This is a genomic window from Arthrobacter sp. ISL-65 (assembly GCF_018613795.1).
Lineage (GTDB): Bacteria > Actinomycetota > Actinomycetes > Actinomycetales > Micrococcaceae > Arthrobacter.
Genome location: NZ_JAGGPN010000004.1, coordinates 95,150 through 120,800 on the forward strand (window position 1 = coordinate 95,150; position 25,651 = coordinate 120,800).

The window sequence follows — 25,651 nt, forward strand, 5'->3', positions numbered from 1 at the left end:
TTTCGTCCCCAACCGCCCCCTAATCCTCGCAAGCTCGGTTAGGGAACCCAGCGGTCGGGGGCCCAGCGCCCAATCACCGGCCAACAGCCACTTCAGGAGAAACCGCAATGACCCGCCTGTTCAATGAACCCGCAGCGTTCGCTGATGAGATGATCGAGGGCTTTGTTGCCTCCCACGGCCGGTGGGTGCGGCGTGTTTCCGGCGGCGTGGCCCGCAGCACGAAGAGCACCGCGGATACGGTGGCGCTGGTGATCGGCGGCGGCTCCGGGCACTATCCGGCGTTCGCCGGGTTGGTGGGCCAGGGTCTGGCCCACGGTGCCGCGATGGGTAACCTCTTCGCATCCCCTTCGGCGCAGCAGGTCTACAGCGTGGCCAAGGCCGCCAACAACGGTGCCGGCGTCCTGCTGGGTTACGGCAACTACGCCGGCGACGTCCTGCACTTCACCCAGGCACAGGAGCGCCTCCGCCGTGAGGGCATCGACTGCCGCAGCATCGCCGTCACGGACGACGTTTCTTCCGCCCCGCTGGAGGAGCGCGCCAAGCGGCGCGGCATCGCCGGGGACCTGACGGTCTTCAAGGTCGCGGCCGCCGCAGCCGAGGCCGGCTACAGCATGGACGCCACGGTGGAAATCGCCGAGCGCGCCAACGACCGCACCCGGTCCTTCGGCGTCGCGTTCACCGGTTGCACCCTACCCGGGGCCGAGAACCCGCTGTTTACCGTCCCGGAGGGCCGGATGGCCGTGGGCATGGGCATTCACGGTGAACCCGGCATCGATGAAACGGGTATCCCGACGGCGGATGAGCTCGCCGTACTGCTTGTTACCAAGCTCCTCACCGAGGTCCCGGACGGGCTCGAGTCACCGCCTGAGACCAACAAGCGTGCACGCGTAGTCCCGATCCTCAACGGTCTCGGCAGCGTCAAGTACGAGGAACTGTTCGTGGTTTACCGCCGCGTCGCCCAGCTCCTGGCCGCGGCCGGCCTGGAAGCCGTTGACCCGCAGGTCGGCGAGCTGGTCACCAGCTTCGACATGGCCGGCACCTCGCTGACCCTCTTCTGGCTCGATGAGGAACTCGAGACCCTCTGGAACGCACCCGCAGACACCCCGGCGTTCCGCCGCGGTGCCGTCACGGCACAGGCCCTGAACGCCGACGAACTGTCCGCGGAAACGGCAGAAGACGTGGTGATCCCGGAAGCCACGGACGAGTCGCGTGCAGCTGCAGTCCGCGTCCTGGCCGCGCTCGGCGCCGCGAAGGACGTCGTTGACGCCAACGTCGAGGAACTGGGCCGCATCGATGCGGTCGCCGGCGACGGCGACCACGGCATCGGCATGGAGCGCGGTGTCCGGGCCGCGGTCGAGGCCGCAACGGACGCCGTCGAACGCGGTGCCGGTGCGGCCACCACCCTGCACCTGGCCGCCGACGCCTGGGCCGACCGGGCCGGCGGCACCTCCGGTGCGCTCTGGGGCATGGCCCTGCGGGCAGTCGGGGACGCGATCGGGGACAGCCACACGCCCGACGGCGGCGCTGTGGCTGCCGGAGTGGCTGGCGCCGCCGCCTCGATCGTGGGCTTTGGCAAGGCAAAGGTGGGCGACAAGACCCTTGTGGACGTGCTGGTTCCGTTCCGCGACGCCCTGTCCGCCGCCGTCGGCTCCGGGCAGTCCCTCACCGACGCCTGGGGTGCGGCAGCCACCGTGGCCCAGCAGGCCGCCGAGGAAACCGCCAACCTGCTGCCCCTCATGGGCAGGGCACGCCCGCACGCCGAAAAAAGTCTGGGCACCCCGGACGCCGGCGCTGTATCCATGGCGCTGATTGTCCGCGCAATCCACAACACCTTCGCCGAGGCGAAAGCTGCAGCAACCACCACTAAGGAGAACGCATGAGCGCCAAACTGCGCCTGATCGTCGGTTCCGACGACGCCGGATTCGAGTACAAGGAAGCCCTGAAGGCGGACCTGGAGGCCAGCGAACTGGTCGAGTCCGTGCAGGACGTCGGAGTGGACGCCACCAGCCACACCCCGTACCCGTCCGTGGCCATCGCCGCCGCCGAACTCATCGCCGCCGGCAAGGCCGACCGCGCCCTGCTGGTCTGCGGCACGGGCCTGGGCGTCGCGATCGCCGCGAACAAGGTCCCCGGCGTCCGAGCCGTCACCGCGCACGACAGCTTCTCCGTTGAGCGCTCCATCCTGAGCAACAACGCCCAGGTCCTCACCTTCGGCCAGCGCGTCGTCGGCCTGGAACTGGCACGCCGCCTGGCCAAGGAATGGCTCACCTACACCTTTGACGAGTCTTCAGCCTCCGCCGAGAAAGTCACCCTGATTAAGGACTACGAGGGTGTCACTTCCTGCTAATTCCCCCACCACAGGCAAGATAGGTGCGGCCCGGCCGGGGGCCATCATCGGCGTCAGCCTGAAGATGTACTTCGGCTATGAGCGCACCCTGGGCTGGTGCCGGGACATGGCTGAAATCGCCTCGGCCCATCCGGCCGTCCGCAGCGGCGACATCGAACTGTTTGCCCTGCCGGCGCACCCGGTCCTGCCCGAGTGCGCGCGGATCCTGTCCGCCGCCGGGGCGGCGGCCGGCGCCCAGGACATTTTCTGGGAGGACGAAGGCGCCTTCACCGGCGAGGTCAGCGGCAAGATGGTGGCCGAAACCGGCGGCCGGTACGCCGAGGTGGGCCACGCCGAACGGCGCCGCATCTTCGGTGAGGACGACGACGTGATCGGGCTGAAGACCGCCGCGGCCTACCGCAACGGCCTCACCCCGGTGCTGTGCGTGGGCGAGCCCGGCAGCGGCACCGCGACGGACGCCATCAGGCACTGCATCCGCGAAATCGACGGCGTCCTGAACCGTGCCGGAAGCCTCGGCAGCACCGGGCGCACCATCGTGGCCTACGAACCGCAGTGGGCCATCGGTGCAGCCGAACCGGCGTCGCCTGAGTTCATCAGCGAAGTCATCACCGGGCTGGACGCCCACCTGCGCACCCGCGCGGGCCAGGAGGACAGCCGGGTGATCTACGGCGGCAGCGCCGGCCCCGGCCTCATCAGCCAGCTCGGCCCCGCCGTCGCCGGGCTGTTCCTGGGCCGCTTCGCCCACAACCCGGCAGCCGTCAGGGACATCCTGGACGAGGCCGCCGAGCGCCTTGGACTCATGAAACCCGGTCTGCTGGAACCGGCACTACTGCAAACCGTCGGGGGCCGGGCATGAACGCCACTGGCGGCCAGGGTTCAAGGATCGGACTGAGCAGCTACGCGTTTTTCTGGCAGCTTTCGGACCGGGTTTCCCGTCCGCTGAGCATCCACGAGGCGCTCGAGCGGACCGCGGCGCTGCGTGTGGACCTGTTCCAGATCTGCGACTACGCGCCGCTGGACACCATGACCGACGATGAACTGCAGGCCGTGCGGGCCACCGCCGACTCGCTCGGGATCAGCCTGGAGCTGGGCACCAAGGGCATCCGGCCGGAGCACCTGCGCCGGTTCCTGCACATCGCCAAGATCCTGGGGGCACCGCTGCTGCGGACCATGTTCAACGTCCCGGGCCACACCCCGACGGCGGACGAGGCGGTGGAGATCTTCACCGAGATCCTGCCCGAGTTCAAGGCAGCCGGGGTGCGGATCGCGCTGGAGACCTACGAACAGGTCCCCACGTCCCGGATCCTGGAGGTCGTGGAGCGCGTCGGAAGCCTGTACCTGGGCGTGTGCAGCGACCCGGCCAACACCGTGGCGGCCCTGGAGTCGCCGCGTGAGGTGATTGACGCCGTCGCACCGCACGTCCTGAACATGCATATCAAAGACTTTGCGTTCAGCCGCAAGGAGGGGTGGGTCGGGTTCACATACTCCGGCGCGCCGCTCGGCGAAGGCCTTCTGGACTATGACTACATGGCCCGGAAGCTTCAGCCCAAAGAAAGAAACATCAACCAGATCGTCGAACACTGGCTGCCGTGGCAGGACTCCGAGGACGAAACCATCCGCCTCGAAAACCAGTGGACCCAGCAAAGCCTCGATTTCCTAAGGAGCAAATGAAATGTCTGCAGAACAGTTGACCGTCGCCGTTATCGGAGCCGGAGGCAAGATGGGGATGCGCGTTTCCCGCAACCTCCAGAAGTCCAGCCACACCGTGTTCTACTCCGAGAACTCACCCGGCGGCCAGGACCGCGTCCGCGCCGAAGGCCGTGAAATCACCGCCACCGACGAGGCCGTCAAGGGTGCCGACGTCGTGATCCTCGCCGTTCCGGACACCGTCCTGGGCGTCGTGTCCGAAGGCGTCGTCCCGCAGATGAAGGCCGGCGCGATCCTGCTCACCCTGGACCCGGCCGCCGCCTACGCCGGCCTGCTCGCCCAGCGCGAGGACGTCGTCCAGGCCGTGGCCCACCCCTGCCACCCGTCCGTGTTCCTGGAGCGCACCACCAAGGAGGAATGGGCCGATACCTTCGGCGGCGAGGGCGCCCCGCAGAACGTCGTCGCCGCGATCGACGAGGACGCCCCCGAGGACACCAAGGCTGCCGCCGAGGCCACCATCCGCGTCATCTACGCCCCCGTGATCGACGTCCACTGGGTCACCGTGAAGCAGCTCGCCATCCTCGAGCCCACCCTCGTGGAGACCGTGGCCTGCATGATCGGCACCCTGCTCAACGAGGCCCTGCACGAGACCGTCCACACCGCCGGCGTGCCCGAGGAAGCAGCCAAGGCCATGCTGTTTGGCCACGTGCAGATCGCCCTCACCAACGCGCTCCGTGGCTCCAACCCGTTCTCCGAGGCCTGCGAAATCGCCATCCAGTACGGCAAGGACACCATCATCAAGGACGACTGGAAGAAGATCTTCGACGACTCCGAGCTCGATAGCGTCATCGCCAAGATGCTGAAGCTGGACGCCGTCAAGCGCTAAACCGTCAGCCGCAAACCGGCGTTAGGCAAAGGATCCATCCCCGGGATGGATCCTTTGCCGTTTAAACGCTGCCGCCAAAGATTTCCGGCACGTTAAATCTTTGCCGGCTGATCCGCCGTCGCGCATGTCCGGCCTCAATGTGACTTGAACGGCGGCCGGTTTTCCTCCTCAGCGGGGACCCCTTGCGGCATGGGGAACTGCCTCAATGGAAGCAGCGTGGCCTTTATGCAAACGAATGGATTAGTGCACTAGTTTTCGCATTATGTCCGGTCTGACCTCGTGTTTCTTCTCACGGGCCGTATCCTTGCGGCCGGCATCCGGGCGTCAATAGCGTGGGTAAGGACCCTTCGAACGAGCTAAGGACTTATATGCCCTCGCCAGCCGCCACGGATCCACAACCCATCCATCCCGGCAGGAGCCGGATACCAGTCCTGGCACGCCTCACATCGGGCCTCCGCTGGGACCTGCCGGCGTCCCTCGTGGTGTTCCTCGTTGCGGTTCCGCTGTCCCTCGGCATCGCCGCGGCGTCGGGCGCGCCGGTCATGGCGGGACTGATCGCGGCCGCAGTGGGAGGCATCGTCGCCGGCAGCCTGGGCGGCTCCCCGCTGCAGGTCAGCGGCCCGGCAGCGGGCCTGACCGTCATCGTCGCAGGGCTCATCGAGCAGTTCGGCTGGCCCGTCACCTGCGCCATCACTGTGGCCGCCGGCGTCCTCCAGGTGCTGCTTGGCATGGCCAAGGTGGGGCGTGTGGCGCTTGCCATCGCGCCGGTGGTGGTGCACGCGATGCTTGCCGGGATCGGCATCATCATCGTCCTGCAGCAGCTGCATGTGATGCTTGGCAGCGAAACCGGCGAAGCGGCGCTGCACAACATTGTGGCACTGCCGGACAGCCTGGCCGCCCTCGATCCGCAGGCCGCGTTCCTGGGAGCTGTGGTGATCGCGCTGCTGGCCGGCTGGAAGCACATGCCGGCAGCCGTCCGCCGCGTCCCCGGCCCGCTGGTGGCCGTGGTGGCCGCGACGCTGCTGTCCCTCCCGTTCAATTCCGACGTCGACCGAATCACCTTTGATGGTTCGCTGCTGGACGCCCTCTCACTTCCGCACCTGCCGCAGGGGGAGTGGACCGCCATCGCGGTCGGCGTCGTCACCATCGCCCTGGTGGCGAGCGTGGAGTCGCTGCTGTCCGCCGTCGCCGTCGACAAGATGCACCACGGCGAGCGTACAAATTTCAACCGTGAACTGCTCGGCCAGGGCGCTGCCAACGTGACGTCAGGCATGCTGGGCGGCCTGCCCGTCACCGGCGTGATCGTCCGCAGTGCCACCAACGTCGAGGCCGGGGCGCGCACCCGCAAGTCCGCCGTCCTCCACGGCATCTGGGTTCTGGTCTTTTCCCTGCTGCTGGCGGGAGTCATTCAGCAGGTGCCCCAGGCCGTGCTTGCCGGGCTGCTCATCATGATCGGCATCCGCCTCGTGAAGGTGGCCGATTTCCAGACGGCACGCGTCACCGGTGACCTGACCGTCTATGCCGCCACGCTGCTCACGGTGGTGTTCGTCAACCTCCTGGCCGGGGTGCTGATCGGGCTCGCGCTGGCAGTGCTGCTGGTCCTGTGGCGTGTGGTCCGGGCCAGCATCCACGCGGAGCCCCTCGGCGGAACAGCCGAAGGCCGCTGGCGCGTGGTCATCGACGGCTCCTGCACGTTCCTGTCGCTTCCCCGCCTGAGCAAGGTGCTGGCCGCGGTGCCGCCGGCGGCGCATGTCACGGTGGAGCTCGACGTCGACTACCTCGACCACCCGGTGCATGACACCCTGGAGGCCTGGCGTGTGCGGCACGTGAACAACGGCGGCAGTGTCGAGATCGAGGAAACCGGCACCGCCACGCTTCACGCTGCCCAGGCGGGAACTCCCGCACGCGGCTCGTCGCGCTCCGCACTGCGCGGCGGCTTCGCGCCCTGGCGGAGCTGGCAGCGAAACGCTGTGCCGCTGGCCGCAGAGGCAGCCGGACACGTCCCGGCCCCGGTACGCTCGGTGCTCAACGGCGTGGACAGCTACCACCGCCGCCACGCCCACCTGCTGCGTCCGCACGTCCAGGAACTGTCCACCTTCCAGGACCCCGACACGCTTTTCATCACCTGCGCCGACTCCCGGCTGGTGCCCAACCTGATCACCAGCAGCGGCCCGGGGGACCTGTTCACGGTCCGGAACGTGGGCAACGTGGTGGGGAGCGACCGCCTCGAACCGTCGGTTGAGGCATCCCTGAAGTTCGCCCTCGACGAGCTGTCGGTGACCTCAGTGGTGGTCTGTGGCCACTCCGGCTGCGGCGCCATGACCGCCCTGCTCGCTGGACCTGCCCCAGACCACAAGGCCTCAGACCACAAGGCCTCAGACCACAAGGCCTCAGACCAGAGGCCCGAATTGCAGGAGGAACGTTGCCCCATTGAGTCCTGGCTGGACCACGGACGGCCGAGCCTCGAGTCATTCCATGCGGGCCATCCGGTCCAGGTTGCGGCTGAGAAAGCCGGGTACGGCGCGGTGGACCAGCTGGCCATGGTCAACGTTGCCGTCCAGCTCGAGCGGCTGCAGCAGCATGCCAGGCTGCAGGACACCGTCCGTAGCGGTGACGTCCATGTGACGGGCCTGTTCTATGACATCGCCACGGCCCAGGTCCTGCAGATCACACCCACGGGCATCAGCCACCTGGACCCGCTGCCGCGGGCCGATGAGCTGACCCCGGCCTGACGGGCCCTAATTCACATCTGAATGGAGTACGCAGTTCGGCGGCCAGTCAAAGACCGGCCGCCGAACTGCGTACCGCTGTGTAGAGGCGAGTGATGCTGGCGGCAAAGACGGGTAGCCGACCCCCGTGACTCAAGGTGGACGGGCGCCGTTGAATGGTCTGACACACACAGAGGGGTACAGGAAGCAGTGCAAGCGACGGAGGAGACGGCATGGAAGGGTGCAGGCCATGAGTTCCGGGCTGGCGTCAGCGGTACAGTTCGCCGGGTCCCTGTCGGGGTCCATCCTGCTCACGCTGGGACAGGCCGTGGTGGTGGTGTGCGCCTGTTCCGACATGGTCCGTCTGCTCTCAGTGCCGCGCTCCCACCGGCGGTACCTGGCCAACTCGGTCTTCCGCACCCTGGTCCCGGCGGCGATCCTGGCCACCGCGCTCAAGGCGCTGCTCGACGCGGCCTCCGGCGTCTGGCCGAACGTCACCGCCGGGATGTTTGTGCTGGTGGTCCTGATCTACCGGTGGCGCACCGACACGGACGAGGACAGTTGGTGGAAGGGCAAGGGCAAGGCGCTTGGGCGGTGGTTCAGTAAGCGGACTTCATTCGGGTTGCGCCCCGCCCCGGCCGCGGTCATGTCCCTCGACAGACGGCCATGCGGGCGTCAGCCGGGAACGTGCCCCGTAGTATCCGTCAGTCGTTGAAGAGCCCCGCCAGATCGTCCGCGGTGAGCGCGCCGCCGGAGAGCGCATCGCCCTCCATCACGTCGGCGAAAAGCTGGGACTTCTTGGCCTTGAGCGCCATGACCTTTTCCTCGATGGTGTCCTTGGCCACCAGCCGGTAGACCATGACGTTCCTGGCCTGGCCAATGCGGTGCGTGCGGTCCACCGCCTGCGCCTCTGACGCGGGATTCCACCATGGATCGAGCAGGAATACGTAGTCGGCCTCGGTCAGGTTGAGGCCGAACCCTCCGGCCTTGAGGCTGATCAGGAACACGGGCGCCGTGCCGTTCTTGAACTCATTGACGACGTCGGTACGGTTCCGGGTGCCGCCGTCGAGATAGCAGAACTCGATGTTCTCCTCGCGGAGGCGCTCGCGGACCTTGCCCAGGAAGCCGGTGAACTGGCTGAAAATCAGGGCGCGGTGGCCTTCGGCCACGAGGTCCTCCAGCTGTTCAAACAGCACGTCCAGCTTGCTTGACCGCACGCCGGACAGCGACTCGTCCACCAGTGAGGCGTCCAGGCTGAGCTGGCGCAGCAGCGTCAGCGACTGGAAGATGGTGAAGCGGTTCTTGTTCACGTCCTCGATGAGGCCCAGGATCTTCTGCCGCTCGCGCTGCAGGTGTGTCTGGTAAACCTTCTGGTGCCGCGGGTTGAGCACCACCTCAAGGATCTGCTCCTGCTTGGGCGGCAGATCCTTGATGACCTGCTCCTTGGTCCGGCGCATCATGAGCGGACGGACCCGGCGGCGGAGCTTGTCCAGCTGCCCCTTGTCACCGTTCTTCTCCACCGGCTTCTGGTAGTACTCGGCGAACCGCGAAGGGCTCGCGAACAGCCCCGGCGCCACGATGGAGGTCAGGGCCCAGAACTCCATGAGGTTGTTCTCCAGCGGCGTGCCGGTAATGGCCAGCTTGAACGCCGCCGGAAGCTTGCGGGCGCACTGGTAGGCCTTGGACTGGTGGTTCTTGACGAACTGCGCCTCGTCCAGCACCAGCCCGGCCCAATGACGTCCCGCGTAGGACTCGTAGTCGATCCGGAACAGCGCGTAGGACGTGATGACGATGTCCGCCCCGGCCAAGGCCTCGGCGGGGTCGGCGCCGCTCTTGGCAAATGTCTCGCCGACGGCACGGACCGTGAGGCCGGGCGCGAAGCGGGCTGCCTCGGCCTCCCAGTTGCCCACGACGCTGGTGGGTGCCACCACCAAAAAGGGCGTGCCGCCGTCGTCCGCTGTTGTGGCGTCTTCCTTAAAGTCCGCGGCAGAAGCGGCGTGTTCCTTGGCCGCGCACATCAGGGCCAGCGCCTGCACGGTCTTTCCCAGGCCCATGTCGTCGGCGAGCACACCGCCGAGGCTGTGGCGGTACAGGAAGCTCAGCCAGTTGTAGCCCTCCAGCTGGTACGGGCGCAGCTCGGCGTTGAGCGTGGCCGGCAGCGGCAGGCCCTGGACGCCGCCCTCCAGCAGCCCGCCCACGGCTGTGCGCCAGGCGGACGCCTGCTCATCCACGATCCCAAGCTGGGCAAGTTCATCCCACAGGCCGGCCTGGAAGCGGCTGATCTGCAGAGGAGCGTTCTTGTCGCCCGAGTTGTCCTGCAGCGCGCGGGCCTCGTCGATCAGGGCCCGCAGCTGGTGCAGCTCCGGAAGGTCGAGGGAGAAGTAGGCGCCGCTGGGCAGGAGCATGCGTGTCTGCCCCGCAGCGAGGGCGGAGAAAAGGGCCGCGAAGGACACCGGCTGGCCCTCGAGGGTGATCACGATGCCAAGGTCGAACCAGTCGCGCTGGTCGGTCGCCTTGGTGGAGATAGCCACCACCGGCGCCTCTTCGGCCTCCCGGTAGTCGGCGATGTCGCCCGAGGTGTCCACATCGACGCCGGGCGTGTTCCGCAGCCGGGGGAGCACCTCCTCCGTGAAGGCGAGCGTGTCCAGCCCGCTCAGCTCCGCAGCGGCTGCAAGGCGCGGCGTGCCCCAGCCGCCGGTGGCCGATTCACCCAGCTTGGGCACCACGTCCCACGGCTGGCCTACTGCCTCCAGGATCCGGGCTTCCGCCGGATCGTCACGGTAGCCGTGGTCGCCGGGATGGCGCCAAAGCGGCTGTGCCGTGACGATGGTGCCCGACTTGTAGTGCCATTCCCAGTGCAGGCGCACACGGTGGTCGGCGCCGTAATTGGCCAGCAGCGAGAGAGTCGGGAGGGCGAGCTCGGGCAGCTCTACGGACTCGTCCGCCGCGGTCACGCGCGCGGTCTGCTTGAGCTTGGGGTAGAAGCCGGTGAGGAAGCGTCCTTCATCCCGGGCCGGGATGTGCAGCGTGCTGCCCGCCGTGACGAAGGCCAGCAGCTCCTCGCTAAGTCCGCTCTCGAGCGGGGCGAGGGTGATGATCTCGTCCGCGGCGACCCCCGGGAGCGCGTCCCCGCTTGAGGTAAGGAAAATGCCGTGCGCCGGGCGTCCGATGGTGCCCACCGACGCAGGATCAACCTCGGTGCAGTCGACCGTGATGGTGGACGCGAGCTCCAGGCCGCCTTCCTGCCCGTCGCTTCCGTAGCGGCCCAGGTTAAGCCCGACCGCGGCGGGTGCCGCCGCCACCTTCACCAGTTCCTGGCCGCGGTTGTGCACCAGCGCCACGCCGATCTGCCGCGCTTCCTCCAGCAGGCCCCACAGGTTCTTGCCGGCGAAGGTGTTCAGCCCCAGCCAGAGGGACGACGACGAGTAAGACCGGTTCGCGCCGCCGGTGTGCGCGGCGAGGAAGGTCTGCAGCCACTCCACATGGGCCTGGTTGCACTCGCGCTTGAAGTTCAGGTAGCTCAGCGTGTTCCACGAGACGTCGCCGCGGATCCATTTGCCCTTGGCACCCATGATCACCGGGCGGGCCTTGAGCTGGCGGACGCTGCGGAGCGGGTCGCGGCGGCCGGTGTAGGAGAAGTGCGGGGCCGGTTCCTCCACCTCGAACTGCAGGGCCAGGGGAGTGCCACCGATTTGCTGGGCGGGGCCGGCCTGCGAGATCAGGGGGCTGAGCGCCTGCTCCCAGTCCGAGAGCGCCGGCACGGACGTTTCCCGCGACACCCGCGAGACGTCGGCGGGGGACAGGAGCTGCACCCTCACGGCCGGGTTGTCTTCGGCCGCGAACAACAGCGCGGCCACGTGCTTGCAGTCCTTGCGGACCGGGCAGCTGCAGACGCCCACCGTGCAGCTCCAGCCGCCGCCCTTCCGGACCAGCTTGGCCGTGGTGGAGTAAGGCACCTCGGAGCCGCCGCGGACCTTGCCGAGCATCAGGCCGGTGGCGGAGTCGAACGAGATCCCGGACACACGGCCGCCCATGGCATAGGCGAGCCCGGCCGCGAGGGAACGGTCGTTGATCGCGGGGGTCTGGATTGCCAGTGCCGCACTGTCGTCCGGTTGGGAAGGCATGGGTGCGCGCTACTTTCGGCAGGTCGAAAATCTGCAGGTTATCTGATCCATCTTAGTCGGGCTGGAGGGGCCCTCAAATTTGCCTCCGCCCGCCGTCGGGCTCTCCGGTTTTTGTCCTGTCGGTGTCCCTCCGCTGATGCGGCGCAAACTTCGCCTGACGTTCACTTCGCCCTAAACCTGCGGGCGCCGGTGGCGCGTACGTTGAGAGGGTCCTGAGCACCACCGGCTTTCTGCAGTGAGGATTTCCCATGACATCCAGCGAATACCCCGTTGTCCTGACCGTCGAAGGCGCCGCAGGCGGCGGCAGTGCCAGTGATGCAGAGGTCGTTGATTCCAACGTTGCCGTGGTGAACGCCATGTATCAGGAGCTCCTCGGCCCGGGGGAGATCGCGCCCAACGCCCTGCGCAGCTACTTCGTGGACTTTTACCTGACGCAATCCCTCGGCGGCGGCTTCGCGCAGTATGTCTTCACCGCCCCGGACCGTGAGGAGCTTGACGCCTACATCCGGGAGGGCCTGGAAGGCATGGGCGCCGCCGGGCATGTCGACCTCTTTGACCGCACCGCGGAGGCATTCGACGCCCTGTCCGAGGAGGAAGCCGACATCTACCTGGACGGCGAGGCCGACGCCGAGCAGGACGGCGACCTCCCGGAACGCGTACAGGCCATGGAGGACCTCGACGCAGAATTCGAATCGCTCCTCGAAACGGAGGGCATCGTAGCCCTCAACGCCGCGTGGCTGCGCGGTCAGGAAGGCCTGCTGGTCCTGGCAGACGACGAGCTCACCGCACACATCGCCAAGCGCGTGGCGGCGCTGCCGGACCTCGAAGAGCGGCGCGCCGAGGCCGAGGAAGAGGCCCTGGAGAACGCCCCCGAATTCGAGCTCATTATCCGCGAGCTGTGCGACATCGCCGGGTACGAGCTGCGGAAGATCACCATGGGCGACCCGAACTACAACCACAACGGTGAGCCGGTGCTGGCGTGGCACTTCAGCACCGACCACGGCGACTTCCTGATGATTGAGGACGACGACGAGGCCTTCATGCTCAACCCGGATACCAAGGAAATCGTGGCCGCCGTCGAGTTCGAAGAACTGGGCGGAGACCTGGACGAGGACCTCGTGGAGGCGTAGCGCCACGGTTCTGCGGGACCCCTCGGTGAGGGGTCCCGCAGCTTTTGGTTAAAGGTTTCCCCAACGTGGCGTCCAGATACTGGCATCCTCTTCAGATCATGGACCTGAAGAGGATCACCTCGCTGGGTCTCGGCCGGGTGAAGTCTGGGGCCTTTGAGGGGAGCTTTCCATGAAACCTGCAAGAAATCGTCCGCGTCTGGCAGCCGCCATCACGGCTGGCGCGCTGGTGGCGCTGGCCGTTCCGACCGCGGTTGTTCCGGCTTTCGCCGTCATCAGCGACCCGGGTACACACATCATCACCGTTTTCCCGGAACGGGACATGGTCTCAGCCGAAGGGTACGCAGCGGGCGATCATCCCACGATCCAGGTGCTTCGCGGCGGCGCAGTAATCGGCACGTCGTCGGTCCTGACTCCTGCGGCCGGCATCGTGGAAGTCAACCACCCCGGCGGAGGATGCTGGGAAGGCACCACCCCGGACATCCGCCCGGGTGATGTGGTTCGTGTTCTGACAGCCCCCGACGTCGGCGACCAGACGTCCGTGGGGAACGTCACCGTCACGCAGCCGGCCACGAAGATCAACGCCAGCACCGTGGTGATGAAGGGTACCGCTGTTGCGACCGGCGGCGGGCAGCTTCCGGCGGACCAGCTGGAGGCCCGGGTCGTGGCAGCCAACCAGTCGTTCGCACTGAACGGGCGGCGAACGCTGCGTGCCGGTGCCCCGGGGTCTGGCGCGGACGGCGTCGTTGTTTACGACGGACCGGGCGTCACCACCTGGACGGCAACCTGGACCGGCCTCACCGGAGTTGGCGCGGACGGCGTGTCCGACGCAGACCGCGCATCATCAACCACCACCTCCGAAAGCCGGGGCATGTGGCTGGGACGGGCCGCCGCGATCGGCAATGAAGTCACGATCTTCGAATACGCGGCGATCGGCGGACCCGCCGCTCCGTGCACGGCGCCCCTAGCCAAGGGACCGAGCACACCTGACCTGACGGCCGCCACCGACACTGGCCGCTTCAATACGGACAACATCACGCGCAGCACCACCCCCGGCTTCACCGGTGCCGTTGCATTGCCGGACGCCGCCAGCGTCAACCTCTACATTGACGGGGTAGCCAGCGGCTCGGCATCGGTGGCCGCGAACGGCAGCTACTCGATCACGTCCAACCGGGCGCTGGCCAACGGGCGGCACACCGTAACTGCCGGGGAGGTCAGCCCTGCAGGCATCGAAACACGCTCCGCCGCGTCCCTGGCCGTCACCGTCGACACCGTGGCGCCCTCGGTGACAGCCAAGGCGCCGGCCGTCAACTCGCTGATGGTCAGCCAGACGGCCAACGTCACGGCAACCTTCAGTGAACCGATGGCCGGCATAGGATTCGCGTCCTTCAATTTGAAGAACTCCGCAGGGGCGGTGATCGCGGCTCCCGTCACGTGGAACGCCACGACCCGTGTGGCCACTGCCAACCCTAACGTAACGCTCACTGCCGACCGGAAGCACACGGTAACCCTGACTTCAGGCATCACTGACATCGCCGGCAACCCGATTGCCGCGAACTCCTGGGCGTTCACCACGGGACCGCGGCCTGTCGTGACCGCCAAGTCCCCGGCAACGAATGCCACAGCCGTCAGCCGTACGGCCAACGTCACTGCGACCATCAGTGAGAACGTGACCGGCGTCAGCAACGGAACGTTTGCCCTCCGGAACGCCGCCACCGGCGCCCTGGTGAGCTACGCCGTCAGCTACAACGCCACCAGCCACGTGGCAACGCTGAACCCGAATGTGACGCTGGCGGCCAACACGAAGTACACGGCCACCATTTCCACCAGCATCAAGGATGGCGGCGGGAACCCGCTCAGCGGCCTCTCCTGGAGCTTCACCACAGGACGGTAAACGAGCAGTTACACAGGACCTCCGGCCCGGTGCCGCCCGAAAGGGCAGAGCCGGGCCGGACCCATGCCCACTGGTTGAGCCTGGGGCCACGCCCGCGCGGTTCCCTGTCCGAGCTGGCGAGGTTAGGGAGCGGGTTGGGGAGTGACGCTTGACACATGCAAAACGTTTTGTGTACTCTCATTCACACCGAACCAAAACGTTTTGTAAAGGAAGTCGATGACGACGCGAGTAGGGATACGCGAAGTGGCCAAGGCCGCCGGAGTCTCAGTGACCACTGTGTCCCACGCACTCAATGACGCCACCAGCTCCCGGGTCAAAGCGGAAACCCAGCAGCACGTCCGGGACGTGGCCAGGAACCTCGGCTACGCCCCCAACCGGCTCGCCAGCGGGCTGCGCAACCAGCGCTCCCAGATCCTGGGCCTGGTCAGTGACGAGATCACCACCACGCCCTTCGCCGGAGCGATGATCCGCGGAGCGCAGGACGCGGCCTACGAGCGGGGCTACGTGGTCATGGTGGTGAACTCGGGCCTGGACAGCGAGCTCGAACACCGCGAAATCACCATGCTTCAGCAGCACCAGGTGGACGGCGTGGTGTACGCCCGGATGTACCACCAGGGAGTGGAGCTGCCGTCTTCGCTCGCCGGGTTCCCCACCGTGCTGTTGGACGCCGTCACCGGGGACCCCACGGTCTCCTCCATCGTTCCGGACGAGGTCAACGCCGCCGAAACCGCCGTCGAAGCCCTCATCAGGGCCGGGCACAAGCGGATCGGAATGATCAACAACGTGGACGACATTCCCGCAACGCACGGCCGGCTGGAAGGTTTCCACAACGCCCTGCGCCGCCACGGCATCGAGCACGATCCGCGGCACCTCGTCATCGCCGCGCCGGAGACCTCGGGTGGCCGCGAGGCGGCACTGGCTCTCCTCGGCCAGCCGGACAGGCCAACGGCCCTGTTCTGCTTCAGCGACCGGGTGGCCATGGGCGCGTACCAGGGGGCCGCAGCTTTGGGGCTGACCGTCCCGGAGGACATTTCGATCGTCGGCATCGACAATCTGGAGCTCATTGCGGACTCGCTGTGGCCGGGACTGACCACGGTGGCCCTGCCGCACTACGACATGGGGCGATGGGCGGTCAACCGCGTTCTTGACGACATTGAGAACCCGGCGGCGCCGCCGGAACAGGTGCGGCTCGCCTGTCCCCTGATCGAGCGGGGATCCGTAGGACCGCCCCGGACCTGACGGCATTTTTCAGAAACCAACACCACCCGGTGTCCGCCAGAAAAAGGGACGCAGCCGTTGCAGCGGCCGCGCCCCTTCCGGATCCGGGGCCAATCATCCACGCGCAAAATCAGCAGAAAGACTGGACCTTCATGAACAAGCGATTCACACGGATCCTGGCCACCAGCATAACCGCGGCTGCACTCGTGGGCGGTCTCGCTGCCTGCGGCAAGGGCAGCGCGTCCGCCACATCCCAGGACGGCAACGAGATCACCATGTGGACCCACAACGCGGGCAACCCAGACGAGCTCGCGGCCATCGAGTCCATCGTCGACAAGTACAACAAGAGTGGCGCCGCCAAGGCCCAGATCAAGGTGCAGGCATTCCCGCAGGACTCGTACAACGACTCGGTGGTCTCGGCCGCCGCTGCCGGGAAGCTCCCGTGCATCGTGGACATCGACGGGCCCAACGTGCCCAACTGGGCCTGGGCCAAGTACCTGACCCCGCTGAAGCTCTCAACAGACCTGTCCAAGAACCTCCCCAGCACCGTCGCCAAGTGGGAGGGTGAAACGTACGCGGTGGGCTACTACGACGTCGCCCTCGCCATGCTGGCCCGCGCCTCGGACCTCAAGGCAGCCGGCGTCCGCGCGGCCACGGTAGAGAAGCCGTGGACCAAGGAGGAATTCCAGGACGCGCTGACCAAGCTCAAGGCTCTCGGCAAGTGGCAGTATCCCCTCGACATGGGGACTGCCGGCACCGGTGAATGGCTGCCCTACGCGTACTCGCCGCTGCTGCAGTCCTTCGGCGGAGACCTCGTCAACCGCGACGGATTCCAGTCGGCCGACGGTGCCCTCAACGGCGACAAAGCCGTCGAGTGGGCCGCGTGGTTCCGCGGACTCGCCGACCAGGGCTTCATGGCCAAGAAGAGCGGCAAGGACTCCACCCAGGACTTCCTGAACAATAAGAGCGGCCTCGTCTACACCGGCTCGTGGGCCGCGGACAAGGCGCGCAAGGCGCTCGGCAAGGACCTGACGGTCATGCCGTCCGTGGACCTCGGCAACGGACCGAAGATCGGCGGCGCCTCGTGGCAGTGGGGCGTGACCAGCGGCTGCAAGAACTCCGAGGCCGCGATGGACTACCTCTCCTACTCGCTGAAGCCGGAAAACATCGCCGCCGTGGCCACGGCCACCGGAACCATTCCGGCCACCGATGAAGCCGCGGCCCTGATCCCTGCCTTCGCCGAGGGCGGCGAGAACCGGGTGTTCATGGAACTCTCCCGCCAGCAGGCCGTCATGCGCCCCGAAACGCCTGCGTACCCGTTCATCGCTACGGAGTACGGCAAGGCCGTCCAGGACATCCTGGCCGGCGCAGACCCCAAGACCGTCCTGGACAAGGCGGTCAAGGCGATTGACGCCAACATCAAGTCCAACGGCGGCTACAAAAACTAGCCAGCCGCCGGACGGGAGGACGACGGCGGGCGGCACCTGCCGCCGTCGTCCTCCAGCCGGCACTGACTGTCAACGGAGACTCCCATGACAACCACCCAGCTTCCCTCCCGCCGCTCCGCCGCTCCGGCAACGGGCGGAACCCCCACCACAGCAGCCCGCCGCAAGCGTCCGGGCCGCCTGCGCGAACAGCTCAGCGGCTGGGGGATGATCGCGCCGGCCGCCGTCCTCCTGCTCGCCTTCGTCTTCCTGCCGGCGATCCTCGGCTTCGGCCTGGCCTTCACGAACGCCCGCCTCATCTCCCCGCGGCCGGTGGAGTTCGTCGGAGTGGACAACTTTGCCCGGCTCTTCACCGACCCCACGTTCTGGCGCGCGCTCCTGAACGTCAGCTACTTCGCCGTGGTGGTAGTGCCGGTGCAGTCCGGCCTCGCCCTGGCCATGGCCCTGCTGATCAACAAGAAGTTCCGCGGCGTGAACTTCTTCCGCACCGTGTACTTCCTGCCCGTGGTCACGTCCATGGTGGTGGTGTCGCTGCTCTGGCTCTTCATGTACCGCAAGGACGGCCTGATCAACGAGCTGCTGTCCACGTTCAGCTTCGGCCTCATCCAGGGCGCGGACTGGCTGAACGACCCCGCCACCGCCATGCCGGCCATCATCGCGCTGTCCATCTGGCAGGCCGCAGGCTTCCACATGATCATCTGGCTCGCCGGGCTGCAGAGCATTTCCGGCGAGCTGTACGAGGCCGCGCAGCTGGACGGGGCCAGCCGCTGGCACCAGTTCCGGTACGTGACGTGGCCGGGCCTGAAGCACACCCGCAGCCTGGTCCTGGTGACCATCACCATCCAGGCCCTCGGCCTCTTCGACCAGGTGAGCGTCATGACTCAGGGCGGCCCGCTCGACTCGACGACCACCATCATCTATGAGGCGGTCCGCTCCGGTTTCAAGCAGCAGGAGACCTCCTACGCTTCCGCCATCTCGCTCGTATTCTTCGTCCTGGTACTGCTGATCTCCGCGGTCCAGCGTTACCTGACCCGAGAGAAGGACTGAGTGAAAAACGTGCTCCGCCTCAATTCGATCGGCGCCATGGCCGTGCGCATCCTGTTCGCCGCCGCCGCCGCCTTCCCCATCGTGTTCATGCTTGTGTCCTCGCTCAAGCCGGACCAGCAGATCTTCGGTGACATGTCCTCTGTGGCGGCGTTCCTGCCCATCGGCAACATCTCGCTGGACAATTACACCGCCGTCTTTGACCGGGTTCCGGCCGCCCGCTTCCTGATCAACTCGGTCGGTGTCTCCGCCGTGACAGTGGTGCTGGGAATCTTCATCAACAGCCTGTGCGCCTTCGCGCTGTCCCGCATGCAGGTCCGCGGCAAGCGCGTGGTGTTCACCGCGATCCTGGCAACCCTCATCGTGCCGTTCCAGACGCTCGCCCTGCCGCTGGTGTGGTGGGTGAACCAGCTGCCCTACTTCGAACTCAACGGCTTCAGCCTGGAGATCTCGAAGGGCTGGCTGGACACGTACCAGGTGCAGATCATCCCGTTCATCGCCAACGCGTTCTCCATCTACCTGTACCACCAGTACTTCGAGTCCATCCCCAAGGAACTTGACGAAGCAGCCCGGATCGACGGCGCCGGTTGGTTCAAGATCTACCGCCAGGTGGTCATGCCGCTCGCCGGTCCCGCCACAGCCACCGTGGCCATCCTGACCTTCCTGCCCGCCTGGAACTCCTACCTGTGGCCGCTCATGGTGGTCCAGTCCGAGGAGCTTCGCCCGGTGATGATCGGCATCCAGTACTTCTTCCAGCTGAATGTCTCCTGGGGTGAGGTCATGGCCTACGCCTCGCTGATCACGGTTCCCGTGGTGGTCCTCTTCATCGCGTTCCAGCGCTCCTTCATCAACAGCATCGCCTCCAGCGGTGTCAAAGGCTGATCCAGCCCCTCTTCCTAGTTCGAAAGCGAACCATGACTTCCCTGAATGCAACGCCTGCGCTCGACTGCCGTTACCGGCCCAAATGGCACTACGCCGCCGAGCGCAACTGGCTTAACGACCCCAACGGGCTGGTGTACTCCAACGGGGTCTACCACCTCTTCTACCAGCACAACCCGCTCGGCGACGTGTGGGGCAACATGTCCTGGGGCCACGCCACCTCGGCGGACCTGCTGAACTGGGACGAGCAGCCCGTGGCCATCCCGTGTGATGAACACGAGGCCATCTTCTCCGGTTCAGCCGTGGTGGACCCGCTGAACACAAGCGGTTTCGGCGTTGGGGGAGTGGCGCCGCTGGTGGCGGTCTACACCAGTGCCTACTCCCCGGCGTCGCCGCTTGCTGGCCGGCAGGCGCAGTCGCTCGCGTACAGCACTGACGACGGCGCAACCTGGACCAAGTACGCGGGGAACCCGGTGCTTGACCGGGCGTCCGCTGACTTCCGCGACCCTAAGGTCTTCTGGTACGACGGCGACGCCGGCAGCTACTGGGTGATGGCCGCCGTCGAGGCCGTCCGGCATGAGGTGGTGCTCTACAAGTCCGACGACCTCAAGTCGTGGGAGCATCTGAGCACCTTCGGTCCTGCCAACGCGACGGACGGGGTCTGGGAATGCCCGGACCTGTTCGAACTGCCCGTGGACGGCGATCCCGGGAACACCCGGTGGGTCCTCGTGGTGAACCTGAGCCCGGGCGGGATCGCCGGCGGTTCGGCGGGCCAGTACTTCCTGGGAACGTTCGACGGCGTGACGTTCCGTTCCGAAACCACCGTCACCGAGGGCATGCAAACCGACGACAGCCGGATGCCCGACTACGGATGGCTCGACTGGGGGCGGGACTACTACGCCGCCGTCTCGTTCAGCAACGCTCCCGGCGGCCGGCGCCTCATGATCGGCTGGATGAACAACTGGCAGTACGCCGCCAGCACCCCGTCGCAGGGCTGGCGCAGCGCCATGTCGCTGGTCCGCGAGGTCCGGCTGGAGACCCGCGCCGGGCGTCCTGCGCTGGTTCAGGCTGCGGTGGATCCGTTCGCGGCTTCCGGGACGGAGCTGTTCGCCGCGGGTCCGGCGCCGCTTGCGGACGGGGTGCGGTGGCTGCCCGTGGAGGCATCCGGGGATGTGCTGCGGATCGACGCCGAGTTCCGGCCAGGTTCCGCAGGCAAGGTCGGGCTGGTGCTGCGTGCCGGCGAGGCGGACGGCGTGCAGGAGCGCACAGTGCTGGCCTACTCCTCAGTTTCCGGGGAGTCCCTGTCCGGCGAGCTCAGCCTGGACCGGACGGCCTCCGGGCACGTCGGGTTCCATGCCGACTTCCCGTCCGTGGAGCGCGTTCCGGTCTCTTTGGACGGCAGCGGCAAGCTGCGGCTGACGATCTTCCTGGACCGCTGCTCTGTGGAGGTCTTCGCCCAGGACGGCCTGGTGACCCTTACGGACCAGATCTTCCCCGCGGAGTCCAGCACCGCCGTCGGACTGCTGGCGGAAGGCGACGGCGCCACCCTGGTAAGCCTCAGCGTCACGGGCTGAGCCTGTCGAAACCCGAGGGCCTGCCTGTCAGCGTCGTTTCGCCAAATGTGGCCGCTCGCCGAGGGGTTCAGGCGGCCATTTTTGGTAAAACGTCGGCCTGGAGCGGCGTCAGCTTGACCGCCTTGAGGCGCTCCCCCATTGGCGCCTCAAGGCGGAGAATTACATCCACTGCTGTGCGGTTCGCCCGGGTCACCTGCGCGAACTTCCGGCGGCTGCTGTGCAGCGAGACGTAGCCTTTGCGCATCTGGATTTCTACGCCCGGATGGGCTGCGGCCCACGCCAGGAGGGTGTTGGCAATGGGCCGCAGGTTCGGATGGTCACTGTACTGGCCATCAAGGAGTTCGTCGGCGTCCCGCAGCATAAACTCGGGATAGCCGAACATCTCCCAGGACACGGCGTATTGGGCGTAGCCGGTGATTCCGTGCTCGGTTCGCATCCATTCGCGCAGCTCGGCGTCGCTCTTCACCCCGGCGGAGCGTCCCCGCTCCGCCCACCAATGGACGTCGTGTCCTGACCTCCGCAGCAGCAGTGCCTGTTGCTGTCCACCATGGACTTCCAGGTTCTTGCCGCTGATTTCAATTGTGTGGATCCGCCATGCTCCGATGGTAGTGCCGGCACCTCCGGAGAGGCGCCGGCCCCAAACCTGCAGGTTTACTTCATCATCGTCCCGTCGGGTGCCACGAGGTACCAAACGTTGCCCACGCCCTGGCCGGTGATGTCACCGGGGGCCTTGTCCTTCTCCCACAGGTAGACGGGCATGCCATTGACCGTCACCTGCTTCTTGCCGTCCGGCGTATCAATGGTGCCGACCGTGCCCGTCACACCCTCGACCGTGGGGGTGTCCGTGGCAGCAAACACCGGAGGCCACTTCACGAGGCAGTCGCCTGTGCAGTTGCTCTTGCCGGAGTCCTTGACGTCCTTCGTGAAGTAGTAGACGCTCATGCCCTTGCCGTCCACCACGATGTCACCCTTGCTCGAGGACGCCGTCTTGAGGTCCACCGTGGCGCTGTCGCTGGCGGATGCCGTGGCCGACGCGCTGGCGGTGGCCGCTGGCGGCTCGCTGGCCGGGGCGGCCGCCGAGGTGGTGGTTGTTGTGCCGGATCCGCCGCCACAGGCCGTCAGTGAGGCGGCAAGGGCCATAACTGCGAGGCCAACGCTCAGTTGCTTCTTCATGTGCTGCTCCTTGGCTCGGGCCGGCAGACTGAGAGACCGGCGCTATCTGGAATGACGCACAAAGGTGAAGAATGGTTCAAAGGATCTGACGCTGGCAGGAATTGAACTTATCGCCGGCTGCCGACGTCGTATTTGCCAGGAAGGCCGGCCCGCTCGGAACGGCTTCACAGGTCATTGCAGGGAGGCCGAACGTGCCGCTGGATGAGGATTTGGTTGCAGCGATCTACCGCGAGCACGGGACGGCGCTGCGCCGGTTTGTGCTCAGTGCCTCCCGCGACCCGCACCTCGCCGACGACATAGTCCAGGAAACAGTGCTTCGCGTCTGGCAGCAGGCGCCCACGGTTACGGGCAGCATGCGCAGTTACCTTTTCCGGACTGCCCGCAACATCATGATCGACAACTACCGGAAAGCCCAGCGCCGGCCGGTGGAAGCCGAGGACCGGGACTTCGCGGATCCGGAGGAAGCGACGGGGCGGGTTGACGACCTGCTGAACAAGGTACTGATGGAGGAGGCGCTGCTCCGGCTGAGCGCGGAGCACCGTGATGTCCTGGTGGCACTCCACTACCGGCGGTTCACGGTGGGCGAGGCCGCGGTCCAGTTGAACATTCCGAGCGGAACGGTGAAATCCAGGGCTTTCTACGCGGTGAAGGCCCTGCGGACGATTCTTGATGAAATGGGTGTGGAACGGTGAACGGCAAGGAAGTCCATGAGCTGCTGGGGGCATACCTGCTGGGAGGGCTCGACGACGCAGAGAGGCTGCGTTTCGAGGACCACCTCAAGCAGTGCGCCACCTGCCGCAGTGAACTGTCGGACCTGGAATCCCTGCCTGGACTGCTGGAAGCCGTGCCGGTCCCGGACGCCGTGGCGCTCGCCGTCCCGGCGGCAAGCCGTCCCGGCTCCGATGCCGGCTTACCTGCCCCGTCCCCGGTCCCCCAGCCGATACTGGACCAACTGGCGGCCCGCCGTCGTAATTCCCGACGGCGGCTGACGGCCCTTGTGGGTGTGGTGGCCGCGGCCTGCCTCGCCCTGGGATTTTCGGCGGCGCCGTTCTTTGATCCCGCAGACAAGCCCGATGCCAGCTACTCGGTCAAGGCCGATACCGGCATGCAGGTCACGGTGGGAATGGTCAAGAAAACCTGGGGTACCGAACTGGCCGTCGACGCGCGGAGCCTGCCCAAGAACGGCCGGCTTTCACTGTGGGTGAAGGACCGCGCCGGGGTTGCGGACCGGGCCTGCGCGTGGATGGCGACACCGAGCGGAAGGGTCCGGGTCACCAGCGCGACGCCGCTGCAGTACACGAGCATTGCCAGCGTTGAAGTGCGGAACGACCGGCAGCAGACCATTGCCGTCATTGCCGTGCCGGGCACCTGAACCGTACCGACGCCTCTGCCATCCCGACGACTCACATCCTGGCGAGCCGCGCCCGCACCACCGTGAAGACCCCGTAGCAGATCAGTCCGGCGCCCACCGCGGCCAGCACGTACACACCGTAGGGCTGTTCCCGCAGAGCGCGGAGCCCGCCGTCGAGACCTGTCGACTGCTCGGGATGGACGGTGACCGTGGCGATGACCACCAGCAGGCCCGTCACAAACAGGGCAACGCCCTTGGCCACATAGCCCACCATCCCAAGGGCGGTGATGGCTTTGCGCCCGTCCGGCGAAGACGGCAGATTGATGTGCTTTTCAAACGACTTCTTGAACCCGCGGACCGCGTAGATGATCCCAACGACGGTCACCCCCGCACCGATCAGCACCAGGAGCAGGACACCGCCCGGCGCCTTTATGAGGTTGACCGTGAGGTCGCTGGTTGATTCCCGGTTGTCCTTGCCGGCGCCGCGCGCGAAGGTGGCCAGCGTGAATGCCAGCCCGGCATACACGACAGCCTGTGCTGCGGCCTGCAGTTTCTTGCCGGCCTTGTGCTTAGTGGGCAACCGCTCAAAATCGAAAATCGCATCACCGGCCTGCCACAGGGCCAGCGCCACACATCCGGCAAAGCTGCACCACAGAAGCACCGGCCCGGCCGGCTGGCTGGCAAGTTCGGCGACGGCGCCGCTCACATCCGCGCGGCCGCCACGGCCCCGGGCGAGCCCGAAGGCAATGAGCCCCACCAAAATGTGGAGCACGCCGCTAACGGCGAATCCGCCGCGTGCCAGCATTTCGAGGGGCTTCGAGTTCGTGACGTCCTCGGCCCTGCCGGCTGCGCTTCTCATTTCTCGTTTGATGATCGTTCCTCCGCGCCGGCAGCTGCTGTGGCACTCCGCCACACGCTTATCGTGCCACGGCGTGGCGCCGGGGAACAGATGCCCGGACGGGGTTAAACCCGCCGGTAGCAGAGGTCGAAAATCATCCGGCCGGCTTCGTGCGCCTTGCTCTCGAAGCTGGTGCGTATGCGGCCCTCGAACCGGGGCGCCCAGCCGCCTCTTTCGTCGATGCCCTCGTTAGGCCCCGTATGTTCCGTACTCACGGGCGCCCGTCCCTCCTTGACCGGCGCGCCGCCCACCAGCGACTCCACGCCGGTCTGCCACACGTGGGTCAGGGGACTCTCGGGACCGCTGCGCTCGCCGTGGTGAAGGTTTTCGAACGCCTCCGACCCGGCGAGGACGTCGCGGACGTGCACGGCGTAGTTGGACCAGTCTGTGGCGATGCGCCAAAGGCCGCCCGGCTTCAGCGCCTTCGCGGCGAGCTCGGCGAATTCGGGCTGGATCAGGCGGCGCTTGTGGTGCCGGGACTTGTGCCAGGGGTCGGGAAAGAAGACCCACAGCTCACTGACCGAGCCGGCCGGGAGCATGGTGGCCAGGACCTCGGGAGCGTTCGCCTCCACGACCCGCACGTTGGTCAAGCCACGGCTGTTGATCTTGATCATGGTGTTGGCCAGGCCGGGGGTATAGACCTCCACGGCGAGGAAGTCCGTGTCCGGGTTTTCCTCCGCGGCATGGCAGACGGCATCGCCCAGGCCTGAGCCGATCTCCACGATCAGCGGTGCCTTGCGCCCGAATTCGGCTTCGGCATCAAACGTGTAGTCGGGGTGGACCGAGGTGTTGGCAATATGGCGCGGCACGTCGATGGCCCAGCGGCCGGAGTGCTCCTCCCAGGCCGTCTGGCGGCGCCCCTGCAGCCGGGTTCCGCGGCGAACGAAGCTGACCGGCCGTCCACCGTAGGTTCCATAGGATGCCTGGCTTCCCGGCGTGACCGGCCGGGGCTGGTTCGGATTTGCCGGCGGCTGCGGGGATTCGGGAGATTCGCTCATCCCTTCCAGAATAGTGGAGCCGATGGGACGTGGCTTTCACGTGGGCTGCCGGTTCGCTAGTATCCGCGCGGGATCGAAGGCAAGAGTATGCAGACGGCCTCCAAGCCCGCGAGTACGAGGCCGACAGCGCCGGTTCTGAATCCCGTGGAACGCCGAGGGGCTCGTCCCAGGGCGACGAGCCCAAAAATCAGGGAGAGCAATGTAAGGATCACTGGCGCCGTAAAGAAAACAGTGCTTGCGACCCATTCCCTGCCGCTTCGTCCCCTGTCCGGTCGCGTGAACCACGAAACGAGCGAAGCAGGAAACATCGTCACCATCATGCTGGGCACGACCAGCGC

21 protein-coding genes are annotated in these 25,651 nt (G+C 66.7%); 16 read left to right on the forward strand and 5 right to left on the reverse strand.

All coding sequences use genetic code 11. From position 1 onward, the window contains the following. Window positions 1-107: 107 nt before the first annotated feature. The 7 genes from J7I85_RS01295 (at window position 108) to J7I85_RS01325 (ending at window position 8,303) form a co-directional block, all read left to right on the forward strand. The gene (locus J7I85_RS01295; protein WP_214845618.1) at window positions 108-1,880 is read left to right on the forward strand and encodes a dihydroxyacetone kinase family protein; all 1,773 of its coding nucleotides are present in this window, start codon (window positions 108-110) and stop codon (window positions 1,878-1,880) included. Then, a complete protein-coding gene (locus tag J7I85_RS01300) occupies window positions 1,877-2,347 on the forward strand; it encodes a ribose-5-phosphate isomerase (RefSeq protein WP_102973483.1) in 471 nt (156 codons plus the stop codon). The genes J7I85_RS01295 and J7I85_RS01300 overlap by 4 nt, the downstream gene beginning before the upstream one ends. Next, complete coding sequence (locus J7I85_RS01305) at window positions 2,331-3,203, forward strand: triose-phosphate isomerase family protein (protein ID WP_308159354.1); 873 nt, start codon at window positions 2,331-2,333, stop codon at window positions 3,201-3,203. The genes J7I85_RS01300 and J7I85_RS01305 overlap by 17 nt, the downstream gene beginning before the upstream one ends. Then, entirely contained in the window at window positions 3,200-4,018 is an 819-nt protein-coding gene (locus J7I85_RS01310) for a sugar phosphate isomerase/epimerase (RefSeq protein WP_214845620.1), read from the forward strand. Before J7I85_RS01305 ends, J7I85_RS01310 begins: the two co-directional genes overlap by 4 nt. Before the next feature lies 1 nt (window position 4,019). After that, on the forward strand, window positions 4,020-4,880 hold the full coding sequence (locus J7I85_RS01315) for a phosphogluconate dehydrogenase C-terminal domain-containing protein (protein ID WP_214845622.1): 861 nt from the start codon (window positions 4,020-4,022) through the stop codon (window positions 4,878-4,880). A gap of 368 nt (window positions 4,881-5,248) precedes the next feature. Further along, complete coding sequence (locus J7I85_RS01320; RefSeq protein WP_214845624.1) at window positions 5,249-7,612, forward strand: bifunctional SulP family inorganic anion transporter/carbonic anhydrase; 2,364 nt, start codon at window positions 5,249-5,251, stop codon at window positions 7,610-7,612. A gap of 226 nt (window positions 7,613-7,838) precedes the next feature. Beyond that, window positions 7,839-8,303, forward strand: a complete 465-nt coding sequence (locus J7I85_RS01325; RefSeq protein ID WP_251023776.1) for a hypothetical protein — start codon at window positions 7,839-7,841, stop codon at window positions 8,301-8,303. Here the strand turns inward: J7I85_RS01325 and J7I85_RS01330 are convergent. Continuing rightward, on the reverse strand, window positions 8,293-11,712 hold the full coding sequence (locus J7I85_RS01330; protein ID WP_214845625.1) for a DEAD/DEAH box helicase: 3,420 nt from the start codon (window positions 11,710-11,712) through the stop codon (window positions 8,293-8,295). The genes J7I85_RS01325 and J7I85_RS01330 overlap by 11 nt on opposite strands. Before the next feature lie 248 nt (window positions 11,713-11,960). On the opposite strand from J7I85_RS01330, the gene J7I85_RS01335 reads away from it, so the two are divergent. From J7I85_RS01335 to J7I85_RS01365, 7 genes are all read left to right on the forward strand, one after another. Further along, the gene (locus J7I85_RS01335) at window positions 11,961-12,842 is read left to right on the forward strand and encodes a hypothetical protein (RefSeq protein WP_214845632.1); all 882 of its coding nucleotides are present in this window, start codon (window positions 11,961-11,963) and stop codon (window positions 12,840-12,842) included. 169 nt (window positions 12,843-13,011) lie between these two features. Then, window positions 13,012-14,733: an Ig-like domain-containing protein gene (locus J7I85_RS01340; protein ID WP_214845634.1), complete on the forward strand. Its 1,722-nt coding sequence runs from the start codon at window positions 13,012-13,014 to the stop codon at window positions 14,731-14,733. A gap of 216 nt (window positions 14,734-14,949) precedes the next feature. Next, a complete protein-coding gene (locus tag J7I85_RS01345; RefSeq protein ID WP_214845636.1) occupies window positions 14,950-15,972 on the forward strand; it encodes a LacI family DNA-binding transcriptional regulator in 1,023 nt (340 codons plus the stop codon). Window positions 15,973-16,103: 131 nt separating this feature from the next. After that, entirely contained in the window at window positions 16,104-17,399 is a 1,296-nt protein-coding gene (locus tag J7I85_RS01350) for an extracellular solute-binding protein (RefSeq protein WP_214845639.1), read from the forward strand. A gap of 84 nt (window positions 17,400-17,483) precedes the next feature. After that, window positions 17,484-18,443, forward strand: a complete 960-nt coding sequence (locus tag J7I85_RS01355) for a carbohydrate ABC transporter permease (protein ID WP_214845646.1) — start codon at window positions 17,484-17,486, stop codon at window positions 18,441-18,443. Then, the gene (locus J7I85_RS01360) at window positions 18,444-19,322 is read left to right on the forward strand and encodes a carbohydrate ABC transporter permease (protein WP_214845647.1); all 879 of its coding nucleotides are present in this window, start codon (window positions 18,444-18,446) and stop codon (window positions 19,320-19,322) included. It abuts the gene before it with no gap. A 32-nt stretch (window positions 19,323-19,354) separates the two neighbouring features. Further along, entirely contained in the window at window positions 19,355-20,893 is a 1,539-nt protein-coding gene (locus tag J7I85_RS01365; RefSeq protein WP_214845649.1) for a glycoside hydrolase family 32 protein, read from the forward strand. A gap of 67 nt (window positions 20,894-20,960) precedes the next feature. Here the strand turns inward: J7I85_RS01365 and J7I85_RS01370 are convergent, their stop codons facing one another. Continuing rightward, the gene (locus J7I85_RS01370) at window positions 20,961-21,584 is read right to left on the reverse strand and encodes a hypothetical protein (RefSeq protein ID WP_251023777.1); all 624 of its coding nucleotides are present in this window, start codon (window positions 21,582-21,584) and stop codon (window positions 20,961-20,963) included. Next, a complete protein-coding gene (locus tag J7I85_RS01375) occupies window positions 21,545-22,066 on the reverse strand; it encodes a hypothetical protein (protein WP_214845651.1) in 522 nt (173 codons plus the stop codon). Before J7I85_RS01375 ends, J7I85_RS01370 begins: the two co-directional genes overlap by 40 nt. A gap of 191 nt (window positions 22,067-22,257) precedes the next feature. Between J7I85_RS01375 and J7I85_RS01380 the strand changes: the two genes are divergently transcribed. After that, window positions 22,258-22,758: a sigma-70 family RNA polymerase sigma factor gene (locus J7I85_RS01380; RefSeq protein ID WP_214845659.1), complete on the forward strand. Its 501-nt coding sequence runs from the start codon at window positions 22,258-22,260 to the stop codon at window positions 22,756-22,758. After that, window positions 22,755-23,438 carry a zf-HC2 domain-containing protein gene (locus J7I85_RS01385; protein WP_214845661.1) on the forward strand — a complete coding sequence of 228 codons (684 nt, stop codon included), beginning with the start codon at window positions 22,755-22,757 and terminating at the stop codon, window positions 23,436-23,438. Before J7I85_RS01380 ends, J7I85_RS01385 begins: the two co-directional genes overlap by 4 nt. Window positions 23,439-23,469: 31 nt before the next feature. On the opposite strand, the gene J7I85_RS01390 is transcribed toward J7I85_RS01385, so the two are convergent. Continuing rightward, entirely contained in the window at window positions 23,470-24,276 is an 807-nt protein-coding gene (locus tag J7I85_RS01390) for a DUF1206 domain-containing protein (protein ID WP_214845663.1), read from the reverse strand. 104 nt (window positions 24,277-24,380) lie between these two features. Continuing rightward, the gene (gene trmB / locus J7I85_RS01395) at window positions 24,381-25,313 is read right to left on the reverse strand and encodes a tRNA (guanosine(46)-N7)-methyltransferase TrmB (RefSeq protein ID WP_214845666.1); all 933 of its coding nucleotides are present in this window, start codon (window positions 25,311-25,313) and stop codon (window positions 24,381-24,383) included. Between the last annotated feature and the right edge of the window lie 338 nt (window positions 25,314-25,651).

Bases quoted from the DNA above. Each gene is read 5' to 3' on its own strand.
- J7I85_RS01295 (WP_214845618.1), top strand. From the start codon at position 108: ATGACCCGCCTGTTCAATGAACCCGCAGCGTTCGCTGATGAGATGATC.
- J7I85_RS01300 (WP_102973483.1), top strand. From the start codon at position 1,877: ATGAGCGCCAAACTGCGCCTGATCGTCGGTTCCGACGACGCCGGATTC.
- J7I85_RS01310 (WP_214845620.1), top strand. From the start codon at position 3,200: ATGAACGCCACTGGCGGCCAGGGTTCAAGGATCGGACTGAGCAGCTAC.
- J7I85_RS01315 (WP_214845622.1), top strand. From the start codon at position 4,020: ATGTCTGCAGAACAGTTGACCGTCGCCGTTATCGGAGCCGGAGGCAAG.
- J7I85_RS01320 (WP_214845624.1), top strand. From the start codon at position 5,249: ATGCCCTCGCCAGCCGCCACGGATCCACAACCCATCCATCCCGGCAGG.
- J7I85_RS01325 (WP_251023776.1), top strand. From the start codon at position 7,839: ATGAGTTCCGGGCTGGCGTCAGCGGTACAGTTCGCCGGGTCCCTGTCG.
- J7I85_RS01330 (WP_214845625.1), bottom strand. From the start codon at position 11,712: ATGCCTTCCCAACCGGACGACAGTGCGGCACTGGCAATCCAGACCCCC.
- J7I85_RS01335 (WP_214845632.1), top strand. From the start codon at position 11,961: ATGACATCCAGCGAATACCCCGTTGTCCTGACCGTCGAAGGCGCCGCA.
- J7I85_RS01340 (WP_214845634.1), top strand. From the start codon at position 13,012: ATGAAACCTGCAAGAAATCGTCCGCGTCTGGCAGCCGCCATCACGGCT.
- J7I85_RS01345 (WP_214845636.1), top strand. From the start codon at position 14,950: ATGACGACGCGAGTAGGGATACGCGAAGTGGCCAAGGCCGCCGGAGTC.
- J7I85_RS01350 (WP_214845639.1), top strand. From the start codon at position 16,104: ATGAACAAGCGATTCACACGGATCCTGGCCACCAGCATAACCGCGGCT.
- J7I85_RS01355 (WP_214845646.1), top strand. From the start codon at position 17,484: ATGACAACCACCCAGCTTCCCTCCCGCCGCTCCGCCGCTCCGGCAACG.
- J7I85_RS01365 (WP_214845649.1), top strand. From the start codon at position 19,355: ATGACTTCCCTGAATGCAACGCCTGCGCTCGACTGCCGTTACCGGCCC.
- J7I85_RS01375 (WP_214845651.1), bottom strand. From the start codon at position 22,066: ATGAAGAAGCAACTGAGCGTTGGCCTCGCAGTTATGGCCCTTGCCGCC.
- J7I85_RS01390 (WP_214845663.1), bottom strand. From the start codon at position 24,276: ATGAGAAGCGCAGCCGGCAGGGCCGAGGACGTCACGAACTCGAAGCCC.
- trmB (WP_214845666.1), bottom strand. From the start codon at position 25,313: ATGAGCGAATCTCCCGAATCCCCGCAGCCGCCGGCAAATCCGAACCAG.